Origin of the sequence: Pseudahrensia aquimaris (genome assembly GCF_042676045.1) — a bacterium.
GTDB lineage: Bacteria > Pseudomonadota > Alphaproteobacteria > Rhizobiales > Rhizobiaceae > Pseudahrensia > Pseudahrensia aquimaris.
On sequence record NZ_JBHTJV010000013.1, the window covers coordinates 153,746 to 171,116 of the forward strand.

The window sequence follows — 17,371 nt, forward strand, 5'->3', positions numbered from 1 at the left end:
GGGCAGATCGAATAAATGCGAACCGGCTTGACCTTCTAGTTGCTGGAAAGATTAGCTTTGCGTGGAAAGCAAATCTTTAAGGCATGTCAAGGCAATGGCCACTCAGACCGAACACAAGCATTCAGCTCAATGTAGCCATGGTCAAAGCGACCAAGATGCAAACACCCTTCAGGCACAAATCCGTAAGGCTGCGCTGGTTCCTTCCGACAGCACAGTTCAAGATCCCGTGTGCGGCATGCGGGTCGATCTCAACGCGGGAAAGCCGTATCTAACCCACAAGGGTGATGAATATCATTTCTGCAATCCCAAATGCCGTGATCGTTTTGAGGCCGATCCCTACTTTTACCTTTCCGGCAACAAGGCCAGGAAGCCCGTTGGCGAGTCAAAAGATACGCTCTACACCTGTCCCATGGACCCGGAAATCGTGCAGGAAAGACCCGGCACATGCCCGATATGCGGCATGGCGCTGGAGCCGATGGATGGCGTTTCGGACGGTCCTAACCACGAGTTGATCGACTTCTCCCGCCGTTTGTGGGTGAGCGTATTGGCGGCAGTACCTTTGATGGTTCTCACTATGGGCCCCATGGTTGGTTTTCCGATACGGGAATGGTTGGGTGAAACCGTTTCCGTTTATCTGGAATTTTTCCTCGCAACGCCTGTGGTTCTATGGGCCGCTCTGCCATTCTTTCAGCGTGGATGGACGTCGATAAAGACTTGGAATCTGAACATGTGGACCTTGATTATGATCGGGGTCGGAGCGGCTTACGCCTATTCCGCAATAGCCACCTTCTTTCCAGGTATTTTCCCTGCCAAACTTCAGGAAGCAGGCGGCCATGTTCCCGTTTATTACGAAGCAGCCGTTGTCATCATCGCACTGGTCTTCGTCGGTCAGGTGCTGGAACTGCGCGCCCGTGATCGCACCGGCGACGCTATTCGCGCGCTCCTTGATCTTGCTCCAAAAACAGCACGACGTGTCACCCCAGAAGGCGAGGAATATGATGTTCCACTGGAAAACATCATCGTCGGCGATACGCTAAGGGTGCGCCCGGGTGAAGCCATCCCTGTGGATGCTGTGGTCACGGCAGGCACAACAAATGTAGATGAAAGCATGTTGACGGGTGAACCCATCCCAATTGAGAAATCGGTTGGCGAAACTGTCACCGGAGGCACGATCAACAAGAACGGATCCGTCGTTATTGAAGCCAAACGGGTGGGGGATGAAACGATGTTGGCGCAGATCGTCTCTATGGTTGCATCCGCCCAACGTTCGCGTGCACCCATCCAAGGGTTGGCCGACAAAGTTGCGTCGTACTTTGTTCCAACCGTGGTTCTGATTGCTGTTTTGGCTTTCTTGATCTGGCTGGCTGCCGGGCCAGATCCGACACTTGCATTTGCTGTGGTGTCAGCCGTGTCCGTTTTGATTATCGCATGTCCGTGTGCCTTGGGATTGGCAACGCCCATGTCGATCATGACGGCAACGGGACGCGGCGCACAAGCGGGGGTTTTGATCAGGGAAGCAGAGGCTCTTGAACTGATGGCACGGGTAGACGTTCTCGTCGTCGATAAAACCGGAACGCTGACCGAAGGAAAGCCCAGACTGACGGATGTGGTAAAGCTGAGCGGTGACGAAACGGCCATTCTTTCCGCAGTGCGCGGGCTGGAGCGCAGCTCGGAACACCCTTTGGCGGAAGCGATCGTCGATGGCATCGCAGGCCGCAATATTTCTCCCGCTCAGGTTTCAGCCTTTGAAGCGATTACAGGAAAGGGTGTCAGAGGGAGTGTTGAAGGCAAATCGGTGGCGCTAGGTAACGCCGGTATGATGGAATTGGCAGGTGTCGACACCGCCCAGCTTGAAAATAAGGCCAACACCCTGCGCCTGGATGGAAAGACCGTAATGTATGTCGCTTTGGCTGAAGATCTGGTGGCATTGATTGCTGTCGCCGATGAAATCAAGTCCACCACACGGTCGGTAATTGACGACCTGCACGATCAGGGTATTTCGATCGTGATGGCGACCGGCGACAACGAGCAAACGGCTGTGGCCGTCGCATCGCAATTGGGTATCGATGAGATCAGAGCCGGCATCCTCCCGGAGGAAAAACAAGCTCTCATCACCGAACTTCGCAATAAGGGTAAGGTGGTAGCCATGGCTGGCGACGGTGTGAATGATGCACCCGCCCTCGCTGCCGCAGATGTGGGCATTGCCATGGGTACGGGCGCGGACGTGGCGGTGGAAAGCGCGGGCATCACCCTTCTCAGCGGCGATCTTACGGGCATCGTTCGCGCCCGGAAGCTGTCAACCGCCACTGTGCGCAACATTAAGCAAAACTTGTTCTTCGCTTTTGCCTACAACTCACTGGGCGTACCTGTGGCGGCCGGAATACTCTATCCGCTGACAGGAGCGCTCTTGTCCCCCATGTTTGCAGCGGCGGCCATGAGCTTGTCTTCGGTTTCGGTGATCTCGAATGCTTTGAGACTTCGGAGGATCAATTTGTAAGTTGAGAACGTTAAACTTGACCTTCCAGTGGGTGGAACCATTATCTTCAGACATCAGCAGAACTACCGGGCCGATCAGAAAGATGAAAGGAGCTTCAAATGCAGATCAATGAAGGATACGGCCACATGATGGGAATGCCATATGGCCACATGGGTTTCGGCATGATTTTTGCCGTTATCATTCTTTTGGCAATCGGGTTTGGTGTTGGCTACGCGGTAGGTCGCTCGCGATGAATATTGGCGAAGCCGCGAGGCAAAGCGAGCTGCCGCCAAAGACAATTCGTTACTACGAAGAGATTGACCTGATTAAGCCGACGCGGGCCAGTAATGGCTATCGGGATTATTCCGAGCAGGAAGTGCATCGCCTGCGCTTCTTGCAGCGGGCGCGTAGTCTTGGTTTTACGATTGATGAATGTCGCTTGCTGCTTTCGCTGTACGAAGATGAACATCGCGCCAGTGCCGATGTGAAGGAAATTGCGAACCAAAAGGTGATTGAAATCGACAGGAAGATAAAGGAGCTGCGTTCACTGAAAAAAACGTTATCGACTCTAGCTGAAAACTGCCACGGAGATGACAAGCCAGACTGTCCCATCATTGATGATCTTGCCGGAAAGCGAAGCTGATGAATCGTTCTGTATTGATAATTTGTGCTGTCTCGTTAGTGGTCGCCGCGGGATATTTTTTTCTCAATCGAGATCATCATGTTGCCAAATCAAGCGAACCGCTAGCAGCAGTGGTTGTGCCTGAATTGTTGGGGGCGGCACTTGAAGGAGAAAAGGCCTTCAATGCGAATTGCTCTTCCTGTCATGGCACAAATGCATCGGGAAAAGACGGCTTTGCGCCGCCTTTGGTTCACAAAATTTACGAGCCCAGCCATCACAGCGACATGTCATTCGTTCTGGCCGTCAAACAGGGCGTTAGGCAACACCATTGGCCATATGGAAACATGCCCCCCATAGCGGGCGTTTCTGATCAGGAAATCGCCGATATCATCATTTACGTGCGAACGCTTCAACGCGCCAACGGCATTCAGTGAGGGAAACCAAATGAGACAAGTAGCATACGCGATAGTTCTGGCTCTTCTGCTTCCGATTGGCGCCTTCGCTCATTCGCCGCTGAAGGCGACGTTTCCAGCCGACAATTCGGAAATGAAAACGCAGCCTGACAAGCTGACGCTGGAATTCGGAAAGCCGGCGCGTCTCACCAAGATCGTTCTCACGCATGCTCTTGGTGAGGCAAACCATGCAGATCGGCTGGAACTGCCCTCCAGGTCGTTTCAAAAGCTGTTTGAATTGACGCCGCAATTCCGCGGCAAAGGTGACTATAAAGTCGAATGGCGCGCGCTAAGCGACGACGGACATCCGCTAAACGGCGCGTTCTCATTTTCAGTATCCGAGTGATCGCCGATGTCTGTCGAGCTGAGCAGTTGGGATCTCTTGGCGCTCGCTGCCAAGTTCGCTTCTTACGTCGGCTGTTTCGTGGCCATCGGCTCAGCCCTGTATCTGTTCGCAACATCGCAACTTCAAGATGATCTGAAGGCTGGATTGCGTCGAATTATCGTTTCAATGGCTGCCGTTGGCCTAGCAGGTTCGTTGGCCCAAATAGTCGTGCAGGCAGGAAGGCTGCTGGATGACGGTATAAGTGGAATGGTCGATCCAGAGATGATCGGCCTGGTAAGCAATGCTCCGCTTGGAACATCAGTTTTGCTAAGAGTGCTGGGGCTGGCCGCACTTACAGCGTTTGCGTTGCGGATTCCGGCTGCACGTTGGTTTGGATATACAGGCGCCCTGCTGACCGCTTCGTCGTTTTCCTTCGTGGGCCATGCAACCGGCGATCCTAGGCTTGTTCTGGCGGCGCTGGTAACGCTTCACCTGCTTGGCGTCAGTTTTTGGATCGGAGCGCTTTGGCCATTGCGCAAATCAGTGGCAACCAAATCAAATCTTTCCGTTGCCGGTGGTCTGGCGCACGAATTTGGCAGGCAGGCCATGTGGGTGGTTGGCGGATTGGTCGTCGCAGGTTCTGTTCTGGCCTTTCTGTTGGTCGGATCACCGTTGGCACTGATTTCGTCGCAATACGGACTTACCCTTCTGCTGAAACTCGCAGCCGTTGCGGTACTCCTAGCGCTTGCCGCCGCCAACAAAATCCGTTTCGTTCCTGCGCTGAGGAAAGAGAGTGTTTCGGCTGCCGGGCATCTCCGAAAGTCCATTTCACTGGAAATGGCAGTAGTCGCTTTGATTCTGGCGATCACCGCCGTTCTCACTACCGTAACCTCACTGCCAAACACGATGGATATGACCAATGGATAATCGCTCGCACTTTAATCGTCGTGATTTCATCAAGTTCGTAGGACTGGGCGTTGGTGCACTGGCAGTTCCAACACTTGTCGTAGCAGAAGCGGATGATGGCTTTATTGATCTTCGAGCCACAAAAACAGCCAAGAAGCTTGCAGGTAGCCAATCTGCGCAGTCCGATCTCTGGCTCTACAATGGCACATCACCCGGCCCTGAAATTCGAGTAAAGCAGGGTCAGACGGTTCGGGTTCGCTTCACCAACGAGCTTGATGAGCCAACATCCGTTCATTGGCATGGCATTCGTATCGTCAATGCGATGGATGGCGTTCCCGGTCTGACGCAAGACGCTGTTGGGCCTGGTGAAACGTTTGAATACATCTTCGATGTGCCGGATGCGGGTACGTTCTGGTATCATGCCCACAACCGGAGTTGGGAACAGGTTGCGTTGGGCTTGTACGGGCCGCTGATTGTCGAGGAAGCAGATCCAGTATTTGATAGATCTCATGATCTGATCTTGATGATTGATGACTGGCGGCTTGATGAGAACGGTGTTTTTGACTTCGCCAGTCTTGGATTTATGGGTGACTGGAGCCACGCTGGACGCCTGGGCGGATGGCTGACGGTAAATGGACAATCCCAGCCAACGATTAAGCTAGCACTTGGCGAGAGTTATCGACTGCGGCTCATCAATGCCGCAAACGCGAGAATTATGTTCATAGATCCTAGCGTCATCAGTGCAGAAGTGATCGCATATGATGGCTTTCCATTCGCCGAACCACGCGCGCCACAGACCCCGTATGAGGCATTGCTACCCGCACAGAGAATGGACCTGTTGGTAACTCCAACGGAAAAAGCCGTAGCGCGCCTCAATGACCTAAGCGACTTTGCATTGACAGCGTTTGCGGGTCGGGAATCGCTGAGTATTGCTGTTTTCGATGTTGTGGAATCCTCCGGAACGCAGAAAGCCGCAGCAAGTACGACGTTGCCGATGAACCCTATCGCTCAGCCAGACTTGGAAAACGCGATGTCCGTCAGTCTAAATATGGAGGGCGGCGCAATGGGACGGATGGGCCGAATGATGCACAACGGCATGATGATGGGGCCGAGGGAAATGCGGAGAACCGGCCAGTTTTGGTCTTTCAACGGCGTCGCCAATTTCGGCGACAAACCACTGTTTGAAGCCAAGAAGGGACAGACGATTGTTCTTACCACAGATAACCAAACCGGTTGGCCCCACGGTATCCACTTGCATGGCCATCACTTCCAGATCATCGAACACAATGGGAAAACGCCAAAACACTTTGACTGGCGTGACACGTTCACAATCGAGCGCGACGAGCAGGTGAAAATCGCGTTCGTTGCTGACAATCCTGGCAACTGGCTTCTTCACTGCCACATGCTGGAGCACTCTGCCGCTGGGATGAAAACCTGGTTCAAGGTGATCTGAGTGAAGAACTTGAAATTTTGGAGCCCTGGAGGCCTCGGGCTGGTGTTGCTTGCCTCGGTTTTTCCTGGTTCTTCTCACGCGGCAGAATTGTTGTCCCCCGACGACTTGCCAATTGTGACAAAGGGCAGAGAAATCTATCAGCAACACTGTGCCTCCTGTCATGGCACAAATCTTGAGGGCGAACCCAACTGGCGGCGACCGAATGCAGATCTCACGATGCCTGCACCTCCCCATGACGACACTGGTCATACTTGGCATCATAGCAATCAGGTACTTTTCAATCTGACAAAATACGGTTTGGCGAAATATCTCAATCAACCAGACTACAAATCGAACATGCCAGCATATGAAGGCGTACTGACCGACAAAGAAATCAAAGCAGTGCTTTCGTTCATAGAGAGCACCTGGTCACAAACTACCCGTACTCACCAAAATCGATTGAACAAGCAATGAGTCTTGGGGCATGACATCCGGTTGCATCACAGTGGTGGGTCCGCACTGTATCAATAGCTGCCATTGTTTGAATCGCGCTTCGTCCGCACATCAGTCTTTCGCACTAGCCTTTCCAAACGTGCCTTTTCAATGATACCTCTCGTCGGCTTTTTGCTCTTCTGAGATACCTTCCCCATGCCCGGCATTATCGCGCTCGCCTTTGCTTATGTGATGAGCCAGTTTTATCGCTCGTTTCTTGCGGTGCTGACGCCCGTCCTTTCTTCTGAATTGGGGATGACGAACAATCAGTTGAGCCAGGCGCTGGCGGCTTGGTTTGTGGTTTTTGCGTTGTCGCAGTTTTTGGTGGGGCCGATGTTGGACAGGCTTGGGCCTAAGCTGACGGCGGCTTTGTTGTTTTTTGCAGGCGCAGGCGGTGGCGCTGCGATGTTTGCGGTCGCGAGTGCGCCTTGGATGGTCATCGTTGCTATGGGCGCCATTGGGCTTGGGTGTTCGCCTGTGTTGATGGCAACTTTGTATATTTTCAGAGCCGAGTTTTCCGCCAAGCGGTTTGCGTTTCTCTCCTCGACCTTTATCGCATTTGGCAATGCGGGAAACTTGCTTGGCACGTCGCCGCTGGCATCACTGGCGGACGCCTACGGCTGGCGGCTGGTGATGGGCGGGCTTTGTGCGGTCACTGTGGCGATTGCGGTGGCGACGCTGCTGCTGGTGAAGAATCCCCATGTGTCTGGAGGTCCGGACCGGGATAACGGTTCCTATTGGCGCGTATTCTCCATTCCGGCACTGTGGCCAATTTTTCCCATGTGCCTGTTTGGCTACGCGATCATTGCCAACATTCGCGGTCTTTGGGCCGGGCCGTATTTTGATCAAGTGCATGGGTTGGCCGCTACCGAGATTGGGTCAATCACGTTTTTTGTGGCGGTGGCGATGGTTATCGGTTCGCTCGCTTATGGTCCGATGGACACGTTGTTCAACTCGCGCAAATGGGTGGTGCTGGGCGGCAACGGCCTAACGATAGTGGCGCTGGCTGCTTGGGCGTTCAACCCACTTGGCAGTGTGGAATTTGTGTCGGGTGCGCTGGTGGTGATGGGCTTGGCTGGCATGTTCTATGGTGTGGTGATGGCCCATTGTATGGCTTACGTGCCGGCTGATTTGACGGGCCGGGGGGTGACGCTGATCAACTTCTTCTCCATCGGCGGCACAGGGTTGATGCAGGGCTTGTCCGGCTTCGTCTATGACGCCAGCGCTGTGTCGGGCGATGAAGTGTCTGGCTTCAGCGCTGTGATCTGGCTTTATCTGGCGGCGTCAGTTTTCGCATCAGTGGTTTACATATTCTCCAAGGACGCAAAACCCAGTCCAAGTTAAAGGGGCAGGGTGGCCGTCACGCGGCCAACGTCAAGTCCGTTCCAGTTTCGCATCCTCTTATCCGTCCAACGCGCAAGTCCCTGTTGTAGCGGGTCGTCGGCTGGCAACAGCCGCGCAGTGACGGCTGCCATCATCGCTTCGCTGGCGCGGGTGGTGCCGTCGTCAACTTTAAGCGCGATGCCGACACCGAGTTCTGGAATTGCTGCGCAAAATACACCTTCCGCGCCCGTTTTGGCGAACAGACGCCCAGCGCCGAGCGTCATGTATTCCGTGCAGAACCGTTTCGTGCCTGCCATGTAGAATGGCTCGTTCATGCAGGCGTTGAGCAGCCGCTTAGCGGCCGTGGCGCGTTCGGGAGGTAGGCCAACGCCGGTGGCCATGCGCGCAAAGCCCGTGGCCATAGCTGACAGCGGCACGGCGTATGTGGGGATGGAGCAACCATCTGTTCCGCAGATATCCTCATCGTGAGCCGCGCCCGTTACTTCCTGCATAACGGTGTTGATGTTTTTCTGGATGGTATGATCGCGCCCGATATAGCCTTTGGGGTCCACGCCCGTATGGGCGGCTGTACATACGAAGCCTGTATGTTTTCCGGAGCAATTGTTGCACACGGCTGGCGGTGTGGAGTTGATCGGATAGATTGTCGTTTGGTGCAGCAGCGTGCGGTGGTTGGTCGACCAATGGCCGCCGCATTCCAACATGTCTTCGCTGAATCCTGCGCGCTTCAACATGGAGCGAGCCATAGCGACGTGTTCGTCTTCACCGGAATGGGAGGAGCAGGCGAGCGATAATTCTTTGTCACCAAAGCCATAAGCATCGGCAGCACCGCTCTCGATCAGCGGCAGCGCTTGAATGGCTTTTACGGCAGAGCGGGGAAAGACGGGGGCCTCGGTGTCTCCAAAGGACAGAACCGATTTACCTTGAGCATCCATGACGGCGATAGCGCCGCGGTGCACGCTCTCCACTTTCGGGCCGCGGGAGACTTCGACGAGGATGGGATTGGTCATGATGGCGGCCGCAAGGTTGGGAATTCCCGACGCTTATGTCGTGAAAAGGTGCTGGCCTCAAGAAAAATGGTTGTCTTTTCAGCACAGGGTTCTGCATTCGAAGTATTTGATGCGGGATCGATTTTGAAGCATTACGGCTTTCGCTACAGATGAATAAAAGCACTGCGACAAAATTGATGACGGACCATCAAACAACATCGACCGATACGCCGGATGGCCCCTGCATCTGGATGAGCAGCGTGCAGACCAGCAGCACGCATCAGAAGTCATGGCTGACGACCGATCTTCCTGATGAACGTACGTCAATCCTGACGCAACATTTGTCCAAATTATTGCAGCGATCCGAGCGCAGCGAGCCGGTTGATATCGAAGAATATCCATCGGAATTTTACGAACCGAGAAGTCAGGAACCTTACCAATACCCGAACACCCTGCATTTGTTCAAAGCAGGTCCGCTTTTCGTGTCTCCCGAGAGTGCGTCCGTAATCCGTGACTTCGACATTGCCCCCGGCTTTTTGAAACCCGTCACCCTCTACAAATCCGACAAGACGACGATTTTCAGTGAGGGGTTTTGCATTCTCTACATAGGCGTCAAGAAGAACGCGTTTCTGCCCGAGCTTTCAGAAGGTGCCCGTGATGTCTGGAAGGGAGAACTGTGGGCAACGACGCCAAACCCATCCCTTCAGGTCACACGGTTTTCTGAAGCTGCATTGTCAGGTGCTGATATCTGGCGAGATGAGCGAATCTTGAGCAAGTTCTTCATCAGCGACCGCCTCTATCGGGCATTGGAGTCTCAAGGCTTAGCAAAAGACTGGGACCTCACGCGCTGTCCCGTGGTCTTGTCGTGAAACGCACTCTGCGCCAAGGGCGATTGCGGCCATTGTCGGGAACAATTGGGTTCAGTAACCCGCCTCGACGTCTCCCAATTCGACAAAGACGCTCTTGACCTGGCTGTAGCTTTCCAGTGCGTGGGCAGCGTTTTCGCGCCCGATGCCGCTCATCTTGTAGCCACCGAAGGGAACGCCGACGGGTGTGAGGTTGAAATTGTTGATGTAGGTCGTGCCCGCCTGCAGGCGGCGCACCACGCGGTGACCGCGTGCCAGATCTTTCGTGAACACTCCCGCTGCAAGACCGAACGGCGTCGCGTTGGCGCGGGCGATGACTTCGTCTTCGTCCGAAAAGGAAAATAGTGAAAGGACGGGGCCGAAAATTTCCTCTCTCGCAATGGTCATATCATCGGTGACGTTGTCGAAGATTGCGGGTTTGATGAAATGGCCGTCTTCGAAGCCTTGCAGCTTTAGCGTGTCGCCGCCGCACAGCAGGGTTGCGCCCTCGGCTTTACCTTGCTCGATATAGCCTGTGACGATATCCAACTGCGCTTTGGAGACCATCGGTCCCAAATGCACATCGGGATCCAGCGGGTCGCCCAACTTGATTGCTTTAGTGCGCTCGACCAGACGGTCGGTGAATTTTTCGCGGATGGCATCTTGGACAAAAACGCGGGTTGAATTGGAGCAGACCTGACCCGTGGAATAGAAATTGCCCATGATCGCGCCGGAAACCGCGTTTTCGATATGGGCATCGTCAAATACGATCAATGGCGACTTGCCACCGAGTTCCAGCGTTACGTGTTTCAAGCTCTCCGCAGCGGATGCCATAACTTTCGTGCCCGTAGGAACCGAGCCTGTGAGCGAGACTTTGGCAATGTCAGGATGTGTGGTGAGTTTCGCGCCCACATCGCCGAAGCCTTGAATGATGTTGATGAGGCCAGCGGGAAGCCCCGCTTCGGTGAGGCATTCCGCCAGAATCAGCGCGGTCAGCGGTGTCATTTCCGATGGCTTGTAGACGATGGCGTTTCCCATCGCCAAAGCGGGGGCGGATTTCCACGCGGCGACCTGAATGGGATAGTTCCAAGCGCCCATTGCGCCGACAACACCCAGCGGCTCGCGCAGTGTATAGGCAAAGCTGGTTTCGTTGACGGGGATTTGCTCGTTGGTCATCGTGGCCACGAGTTGACCGAAATACTCCAGATTGTCGGCGGCGCTAACGGCATCGACATAGAGCGTCTCCTGGATGGCTTTTCCGGTGTCCAGCGTTTCAATGCGGGCAATTTCGTCGTTGCGGGCGCGGATGAGTTTAGAGGCCTCGATGAGTATACGCCCGCGCTCGATCTGCGGCACCAACGCCCATTCCTTTTGCGCGCGCACGGCGGCTGCAATGGCTTTCTCAACGATTTCGTCCGTCGCGGCGTGAAGGTGCGCGATGGGCTGGTTGGTTGCCGGATAGAGGCTGACAAACGGCTTGCCGGACGCGTAGTCCACATAGGCACCATCGATAAAGTGCGAGGCTTTGGGCTGGGCGGTAAGTTCGGTCACTTGGTTTTGATCCAATCAATGATTTTGCGGGCAAGGGGGGCGGTGTTGGAAGGGCTGAGAACACGGCCCGCGATAACGTGGTTAAACGGGTCTTCGGCCTCGGTCACTTCTTCCACTACGGTCGGACCGCCCCAGAAAGCGGCGACACGCTTGGTGGCGTCGGCGCTCACCACTTTGTCGTCCGGGTGATATATGAACATGGCAGGCGTCTTGGCCTGCCATTTATCCAGCTTATCCACGAAGCGAACGCTTTCCGCCATGGGAAAGATAGCGGCTGTGGGATACTTCGTCGTCCACCATTTTTTGTGCTCGGGATTGATCGCTTCGAAAGACCGCTCCGCGCCGAAGATCGGTGGCAGCAGATAGCGGGCGGCTCCAGCGCTCAGCAGCGGCGCAGCAGGGTTGTTGATGGCGAAGTTGGGCGAGATGAACACCAATCCGGCCACGTTTTCCATCATTTCCGGCTTAGTCGCCGCCCAAGCGACAAAGGTGCCGCCGGTGGAAACGGAAATGACCACCACGCGCTCGCCAATCGCACGGCCCACTTCGATGGCCTCGGCGGTGTCGTTGAACCAATCGTTTACGGTCGGCTCGGCCATCGCATCGCCGGTGCGCCCATGGCCGGAAAGACGGGTGTAGAAGAGGTTCGCGCCGAGTGCTGCGGCCACCTGATCGGGCAGGGGGCGGATCTCCTCCAACGTGGCGGAGAAGCCGTGGATATAGACCACCGAAAGTGACGTCTTGGCCTTGTTGGCGGGGTCATTCCATATGATCTGCTTGTGCGCACCTTCGATGATGTCGCTGTGAGCGGCTTCTTCCGCCGCTAGATAGGCTTGCGGATCGGTTGCGATAGCCGCTTTGTCGATAGAGATCGTCTCATCCACCGGCTCACGCGGGCCGAAGATCAGGACTGCGCCGAGGATAACCACAATGGCAGCGAAGGCCGCCCCTAGTTTTTTCAGCATTGCAAAGCGCTCCCTGTTGTTAGTCCATCCCCTAATCGTCTCGCCAGAGCGGTGCAAGCGTTAGGCGAACGACCCGATCTCGACACTCGGGCGGTTGATGACTTCGCGCAGGGCGAAGCTGGAGGTCATTCTTGCGACGCCGGGCATGGAGGAGAGCCATTCTTTGTGGATGCGCTCGTAGTCTTCCAAGTCCTGCGCCGCGACGCGCAACAGGTAGTCGCTTTCGCCGGACATGAGATAGCAGACCAGCACGTTGGGGCATTTCTTCACCGCCGCCTCGAAATCCGCCAGTTGCGCGACCGACTGGCCCTCCAGCGTGATGTAGACGATGACCACGATTGGGTGGCCCAGTGCTTTCGACGATAGCCGGGCGTGATAGCCGCGCACGATGCCGGATTTTTCCAGCGCATCGACACGGCGTGAACAGGCGGAGGGCGACAAGCCAACGCGCTCGGCCAGTTGAACATTGGGCACGCGGGCGTCGCGCTGAAGTTCGGTGAGGATGGAGCGATCTATCGCGTCGAGTTCGATTGCCACAATAATTCTCCGTAGTTGAAGAGGTGAGCGCAATTTTTAAGCGCAGTATGTGGCTTACAAAGGCATATTTGCAAGGAAATGTGCGAAGATCGACGGTAAACTGCGTTATTGCAATAATTTGCGCTGGAAAAGCGGCGCGATGAGGGGAGTGAAAATCATGTTGGTCGGCGTTCCAAAGGAAATCAAAAATCACGAATATCGTGTGGGCTTAACGCCCGGCGCAGTGCGCGAATATGTGGCTCGCGGTCATCGGGTTATTGCCGAGACGGCATGCGGCGCTGGCATCGGCGCGGACGACGATGCCTATCGTGCGGCAGGGGCTGAGGTTGTCGATACGGCTGCGGAGGTCTTTGCCCGTGCCGACATGATCGTGAAGGTGAAGGAGCCGCAGCCTGCCGAATGGGCCCAATTGCGCGAAGGGCAGTTGCTCTACACCTATTTGCATCTTGCTCCCGATCCAGACCAAACGCGTGGTCTTTTGGCTTCCGGCTGCACGGCGATAGCCTATGAAACTGTCACCGACGCCCAAGGCGGCCTTCCGCTGTTGGCACCTATGTCTGAAGTGGCGGGGCGGCTCTCCATTCAGGCATCTGCCACGGCCTTGCAAAAGGCCAATGGCGGACGCGGTGTGCTGCTGGGCGGTGTGCCGGGTGTGGCGGCTGGCAGGGTTGTCGTGATCGGCGGCGGCGTTGTTGGCACGAACGCGGCGATGATGGCGGTTGGGCTGGGCGCTCAGGTAACCATCCTCGACCGATCCATCCCCCGACTGCGGGAACTGGATGCGATGTTCGGCGGGCGGGTGACCACGCGCTTTTCCAAGACAGAGGCGCTGGAAGAGGAGGTTTTCTCCGCTGACGCCGTGATTGGTGCGGTGCTCATTCCCGGTGCGGCTGCGCCGAAACTGGTGAGCCGTGCTATGCTGTCAGGCATGAAGCCCGGCTCTGTTTTGTGCGATGTGGCGATTGATCAGGGCGGATGTTTTGAAACTTCAAAAGCCACCACCCATGCGGAGCCGACTTATGAAGTCGACGGCATCGTGCACTACTGCGTGGCGAATATGCCCGGCGCAGTGCCCGTTACGTCTGCTCATGCGCTCAATAACGCAACGTTGCCGTTTGGCCTCGCATTGGCCGACAACGGCATTGAGGCGCTCAAAGAGAGCCCGCACCTGATGAACGGGCTGAACGTTCATCGCGGGCAGATCACCAACCGTGCCGTGGCTGAAGCCTTGGAAATGGATTTGCGCGACGGCGCGGCAGCTTTGGCGGCGTAGCGATTGACACGGGCTGTGCTCCACCCCAAGTGAGAAGGTGAGGCGGGAGAGCCGCTTCACCGCTTTGGGGAGCAATATCATGGCGCAAAAAGCCGTTCTTTACCGCATGTATATGGATAGCCATATCTGTCCCTCAGGCATGAGGGCGCGCGATCTGCTGTCTCGCAAGGGCTACGAGCTGGACGACAACCTGATTACCTCACGCGAGGAGCAGGAGGCGTTCAAAGCCAAGCACAACGTCAAGACGACCCCGCAAATCTGGATCGACGGCGAGCATGTTGGCGGGTTCGATGCGCTTAAGGAAAAGCTGGGTGTGCCGAGCAAAGACAAGAACGCGCTGTCCTACACGCCCGTAATCGCCATTTTCGCTGTGACCGCGCTGATGGCTATGGCCGCCAGCTACGCGATCAGCGGCAGCGTGGCGACTGTGCGGGCGGCGGAATGGTTTATCGCTTTTTCCATGTGCGCGCTGGGTATTCAGAAGCTGCGCGATCTTGACAGTTTCACCAACACATTCATCACCTATGACCTGCTGGCGATGAAGCATCTGCGCTATGCCTATTTCTACCCGTTTGCCGAGGTTGGCGCTGGCGTGCTGATGATCGCGGGAGCGTTGACATGGATTTCCGCGCCCGTTGCCCTGTTCATCGCGGGGATCAACGGTGTGTCGGTGTTCAAGGCCGTTTATATCGACAAACGAAATCTCAAATGCGCCTGCGTCGGCGGCAACAGCAATGTGCCGTTGGGGTTCATCTCGTTGACCGAGAACGTGATGATGGTTGCTATGGCGCTGTGGATGGGGGCGGGGTTGTTTGGGTGAATAAGAGTTTTATGGGTCAATATTTCTGAAAGACATCTTGCGCATTATTGGGGGAATATCTGGCGCACGGATGATTTCATGGCCTTAAAACAAATACTCAACGGGCTTTTTGGCAAGCAGACAAGCAACGCTCGTCAAGCACGCGACGTCATTCCACAGCCGCACCACTTCAATCCGGTCTTTGCTTTCGTTGACGTATCCGAGCGTTCAAGCACGCCTCCGCTAGGGTGGATTGGCGGTGAGAGCCACCATCCTGAACTGCTGAATTTACCTGACAGACAAGACCCGACCCGGTTCCAATTGTGTGAGATAGACTGTGCGCAGCTTCCTGCCGATGCGTGGGGCGGGCTTGGACCGCGCGAAGGCAAGTTGGTTGTCCACCTTTCGGTAGGTGAAGTGTTGCAGGCACAGGCCCATTTGATTCAGGCCAACACGGCGATCGCCCCCGTTCCCGCGTCCGTTCCGAAGGACTTTTCCTGTTATTACTACGAACAGTCGAAACTGCCGGATTTTGCGCTTGAAATGCCCGCTTGGCCCATACGGCTGGCGGAGGCTCCCACGAGCGGGAAGGTATCCGATTTGCGAAATCCACAGCCAGTGGGTGATCCATTTGCCGATCTTCCGCTGAGCGATCCTTTGGTTCGGCCCACCTCGTTGCGTCAATTGCGGTTGCTGGTTGAAGTTGCGCACACAGCACTTTCCAGCCGCCATGAGAAGGTGTTGGTGTCACTCAAAAACTTTGGCTCGGAAGATGGCGGTAATCCTGAACTTTGCGATGTTCTGGAATCCCAAATCGCTGGATTCGATAAGATGATCATCGATCTTACCAATCGATATCGCGACCAGCTTTTTACGGTGCAAAACTGGCTCGATGAATATGACCGGATTAAAGACCTGATCGCGCTACAGCTTGAGGAGAGTCTCGCGCGCGGAGAGCCGTTTGCCCGCGCTTTGGACGAGAGTGCAGTGCAGGGGATCGCAAGGTCCGCTTCGACCTATCCCATTTCAAGCAGCGATAAAAAGGCCGCTGCGGACTTGGGCGCTTCAACCACAGCGCTGAGCAAACAGATTTCCGAGCAGTTCGTGGACCTGCCTATCACTGTTACTCGCGATATCAACTACGCAGGCTATCGCAAACTTCGAGCTGAAAGTCCCGGCGAATGGCAAGAAATAGCGCAGAAAATCCGGAAAATCCGGGCTGAGCATGTGCGGCTTTGTTTTGTGTGCTTTGAAGAATCCGCGGCCCGAATGAAACAATCGGGCCAAGATGACGATGCCTCAAGCATCTATTTTAAAGTGGGAATGGGAACGCCACCAAATTCGTTGGACGAGGCAATCGATGGGCTACAAAAGAACCGTGAGCGTGCTGAACGCCTGTTGGCGGATTTGACAGACACGGACAAACTGGAGGCGGAGCGTGCCAGACTGACCTCCTGGGTCGAAAAACGCTCATCCGGTCTGGAAGTCCTGAACCGAATGAAAGAGCAACTGGCCAGCACGCCCGAAGAAGGCTTGAAGATCGGTGATTGGGAGCACGTTTCTGAGCTGCTGCAGGCAATGATTGACCAAAATTTGGTCTCTCGCAGCGATTTTGAACACTACAGAACGTTGCGGAGTTTGGTTTTGCAGCGCGACTACGCAGAAAATGCTGGTGCCATGCGTGCTGACGTAAAAAAGGAGCTCAAGAAGCTGTGGCGGAGTCAGGCCAGAAGCGCACCGATTCAATTTGGCGGTATGCCGGAGGGGCAATGCATCGAATTTGCTGCAAATATGCCCCGATCTGTCATGCTGATTGAAGTGAGCACGAACTATCTGACAGGCCACATGTTTGGTGACGTTGGCAGCGTGGTGATTTCAACAGACAGCGAGCGGTTGGCGAGGGGGGATTTCAGTGATCTGAAGCTGGATGTGTCGAATTGAGATTTGGTGTGAATGCGGAGCTAACTCAAGAACAACCGTGTTGGCGTGTTGCAGATGCCAACCTGACGCTCTACCAGCAACCGCCTGATGCGGACTGGGTAGTAGCCGTGACGCATTAAATACGATCGTATGCGTTGGCGGCAACAGCAACGTGCCGCTGGGCTTCATCTCGCTGATCGAGAACGTGATGATGGTAGGCATGGCGCTTTGGATGTTGTGGAAGATGGCTGGGTGATCGGGCAGCACCAAAGGTCCGCTTTAGAGCCCTTTGTTACCGATGCTTCATTCTCAACAAATGTCCGTTTCCCTAAAGATGCAAAGGTGTGAATAGCCCCGAGTTTCTTAGACACCCTCGGCGTTCATTTTCTGCTGTCGTTCGAAGTCGACGGGTGACAGCATCCCGTTTCTCGCATGTTTCCTTTTCG

General features: G+C 55.3%; 17 protein-coding genes and 1 pseudogene. 14 read left to right on the plus strand and 4 right to left on the minus strand.

Annotated features, from left to right (window positions below; genetic code table 11):
• The first annotated feature begins 94 nt into the window (after positions 1-94).
• The 9 genes from ACFQ14_RS14240 to ACFQ14_RS14280 all read left to right on the plus strand — a co-directional run bounded on the left by ACFQ14_RS14240 (position 95) and on the right by ACFQ14_RS14280 (position 8,049).
• On the plus strand, positions 95-2,497 hold the full coding sequence (locus ACFQ14_RS14240; protein WP_377213422.1) for a heavy metal translocating P-type ATPase: 2,403 nt from the start codon (positions 95-97) through the stop codon (positions 2,495-2,497).
• A 98-nt stretch (positions 2,498-2,595) separates the two neighbouring features.
• A complete protein-coding gene (locus ACFQ14_RS14245; RefSeq protein ID WP_377213423.1) occupies positions 2,596-2,730 on the plus strand; it encodes a hypothetical protein in 135 nt (44 codons plus the stop codon).
• Complete coding sequence (gene cueR, locus ACFQ14_RS14250) at positions 2,727-3,119, plus strand: Cu(I)-responsive transcriptional regulator (RefSeq protein ID WP_377213424.1); 393 nt, start codon at positions 2,727-2,729, stop codon at positions 3,117-3,119. The genes ACFQ14_RS14245 and cueR overlap by 4 nt, the downstream gene beginning before the upstream one ends.
• A 116-nt stretch (positions 3,120-3,235) precedes the next feature.
• The gene (locus tag ACFQ14_RS14255) at positions 3,236-3,532 is read left to right on the plus strand and encodes a c-type cytochrome (protein WP_377213425.1); all 297 of its coding nucleotides are present in this window, start codon (positions 3,236-3,238) and stop codon (positions 3,530-3,532) included.
• A 10-nt stretch (positions 3,533-3,542) separates the two neighbouring features.
• Positions 3,543-3,896: a copper resistance CopC family protein gene (locus tag ACFQ14_RS14260; protein ID WP_377213426.1), complete on the plus strand. Its 354-nt coding sequence runs from the start codon at positions 3,543-3,545 to the stop codon at positions 3,894-3,896.
• Between the two features lie 6 nt (positions 3,897-3,902).
• Positions 3,903-4,802 (plus strand): copper resistance D family protein, encoded by a 900-nt coding sequence (locus ACFQ14_RS14265; protein ID WP_377213427.1) that lies wholly within the window; start codon positions 3,903-3,905, stop codon positions 4,800-4,802.
• The gene (locus ACFQ14_RS14270; protein WP_377213428.1) at positions 4,795-6,234 is read left to right on the plus strand and encodes a multicopper oxidase family protein; all 1,440 of its coding nucleotides are present in this window, start codon (positions 4,795-4,797) and stop codon (positions 6,232-6,234) included. Before ACFQ14_RS14265 ends, ACFQ14_RS14270 begins: the two co-directional genes overlap by 8 nt.
• On the plus strand, positions 6,235-6,687 hold the full coding sequence (locus tag ACFQ14_RS14275) for a c-type cytochrome (protein ID WP_377213429.1): 453 nt from the start codon (positions 6,235-6,237) through the stop codon (positions 6,685-6,687). It abuts the gene before it with no gap.
• Between the two features lie 174 nt (positions 6,688-6,861).
• The gene (locus ACFQ14_RS14280; protein WP_377213430.1) at positions 6,862-8,049 is read left to right on the plus strand and encodes an MFS transporter; all 1,188 of its coding nucleotides are present in this window, start codon (positions 6,862-6,864) and stop codon (positions 8,047-8,049) included.
• Here the strand turns inward: ACFQ14_RS14280 and ACFQ14_RS14285 are convergent.
• Positions 8,046-9,056 carry an asparaginase gene (locus ACFQ14_RS14285; RefSeq protein WP_377213431.1) on the minus strand — a complete coding sequence of 337 codons (1,011 nt, stop codon included), beginning with the start codon at positions 9,054-9,056 and terminating at the stop codon, positions 8,046-8,048. The genes ACFQ14_RS14280 and ACFQ14_RS14285 overlap by 4 nt on opposite strands.
• Before the next feature lie 176 nt (positions 9,057-9,232).
• Here ACFQ14_RS14285 and ACFQ14_RS14290 point away from each other — a divergent pair, with 176 nt between their 5' ends.
• On the plus strand, positions 9,233-9,904 hold the full coding sequence (locus ACFQ14_RS14290; protein ID WP_377213432.1) for a hypothetical protein: 672 nt from the start codon (positions 9,233-9,235) through the stop codon (positions 9,902-9,904).
• A gap of 51 nt (positions 9,905-9,955) precedes the next feature.
• On the opposite strand, the gene betB is transcribed toward ACFQ14_RS14290, so the two are convergent.
• The 3 genes from betB to ACFQ14_RS14305 are packed head-to-tail and all read right to left on the minus strand — an operon-like array spanning position 9,956 to position 12,927.
• A complete protein-coding gene (gene betB / locus ACFQ14_RS14295; RefSeq protein WP_377213433.1) occupies positions 9,956-11,431 on the minus strand; it encodes a betaine-aldehyde dehydrogenase in 1,476 nt (491 codons plus the stop codon).
• Positions 11,428-12,396 (minus strand): alpha/beta hydrolase, encoded by a 969-nt coding sequence (locus ACFQ14_RS14300; protein ID WP_377213434.1) that lies wholly within the window; start codon positions 12,394-12,396, stop codon positions 11,428-11,430. The genes betB and ACFQ14_RS14300 overlap by 4 nt, the downstream gene beginning before the upstream one ends.
• Before the next feature lie 60 nt (positions 12,397-12,456).
• A complete protein-coding gene (locus tag ACFQ14_RS14305; protein ID WP_377213443.1) occupies positions 12,457-12,927 on the minus strand; it encodes an Lrp/AsnC family transcriptional regulator in 471 nt (156 codons plus the stop codon).
• A gap of 163 nt (positions 12,928-13,090) precedes the next feature.
• Between ACFQ14_RS14305 and ald the strand changes: the two genes are divergently transcribed.
• The 4 genes and pseudogenes from ald to ACFQ14_RS14325 all read left to right on the plus strand — a co-directional run.
• Positions 13,091-14,206, plus strand: a complete 1,116-nt coding sequence (gene ald, locus ACFQ14_RS14310; protein ID WP_377213435.1) for an alanine dehydrogenase — start codon at positions 13,091-13,093, stop codon at positions 14,204-14,206.
• 79 nt (positions 14,207-14,285) lie between these two features.
• Positions 14,286-15,026 (plus strand): MauE/DoxX family redox-associated membrane protein, encoded by a 741-nt coding sequence (locus tag ACFQ14_RS14315; protein ID WP_377213436.1) that lies wholly within the window; start codon positions 14,286-14,288, stop codon positions 15,024-15,026.
• Between the two features lie 78 nt (positions 15,027-15,104).
• Positions 15,105-16,946, plus strand: coding sequence for a hypothetical protein (locus tag ACFQ14_RS14320; protein ID WP_377213437.1), 1,842 nt, complete (start codon positions 15,105-15,107; stop codon positions 16,944-16,946).
• 130 nt (positions 16,947-17,076) lie between these two features.
• A pseudogene (locus ACFQ14_RS14325) lies at positions 17,077-17,181 on the plus strand (glutaredoxin); the annotation flags it as partial.
• Positions 17,182-17,371: the final 190 nt, after the last annotated feature.

Excerpts from the sequence above, each read along its gene's own strand:
- cueR (WP_377213424.1), top strand. The coding sequence starts at position 2,727 with ATGAATATTGGCGAAGCCGCGAGGCAAAGCGAGCTGCCGCCAAAGACA.
- ACFQ14_RS14320 (WP_377213437.1), top strand. The coding sequence starts at position 15,105 with ATGGCCTTAAAACAAATACTCAACGGGCTTTTTGGCAAGCAGACAAGC.
- ACFQ14_RS14245 (WP_377213423.1), top strand. The coding sequence starts at position 2,596 with ATGCAGATCAATGAAGGATACGGCCACATGATGGGAATGCCATATGGC.
- ald (WP_377213435.1), top strand. The coding sequence starts at position 13,091 with ATGTTGGTCGGCGTTCCAAAGGAAATCAAAAATCACGAATATCGTGTG.
- ACFQ14_RS14280 (WP_377213430.1), top strand. The coding sequence starts at position 6,862 with ATGCCCGGCATTATCGCGCTCGCCTTTGCTTATGTGATGAGCCAGTTT.
- ACFQ14_RS14300 (WP_377213434.1), bottom strand. The coding sequence starts at position 12,396 with ATGCTGAAAAAACTAGGGGCGGCCTTCGCTGCCATTGTGGTTATCCTC.
- ACFQ14_RS14265 (WP_377213427.1), top strand. The coding sequence starts at position 3,903 with ATGTCTGTCGAGCTGAGCAGTTGGGATCTCTTGGCGCTCGCTGCCAAG.
- ACFQ14_RS14285 (WP_377213431.1), bottom strand. The coding sequence starts at position 9,056 with ATGACCAATCCCATCCTCGTCGAAGTCTCCCGCGGCCCGAAAGTGGAG.
- ACFQ14_RS14240 (WP_377213422.1), top strand. The coding sequence starts at position 95 with ATGGCCACTCAGACCGAACACAAGCATTCAGCTCAATGTAGCCATGGT.
- ACFQ14_RS14290 (WP_377213432.1), top strand. The coding sequence starts at position 9,233 with ATGACGGACCATCAAACAACATCGACCGATACGCCGGATGGCCCCTGC.
- ACFQ14_RS14260 (WP_377213426.1), top strand. The coding sequence starts at position 3,543 with ATGAGACAAGTAGCATACGCGATAGTTCTGGCTCTTCTGCTTCCGATT.
- ACFQ14_RS14270 (WP_377213428.1), top strand. The coding sequence starts at position 4,795 with ATGGATAATCGCTCGCACTTTAATCGTCGTGATTTCATCAAGTTCGTA.
- ACFQ14_RS14315 (WP_377213436.1), top strand. The coding sequence starts at position 14,286 with ATGGCGCAAAAAGCCGTTCTTTACCGCATGTATATGGATAGCCATATC.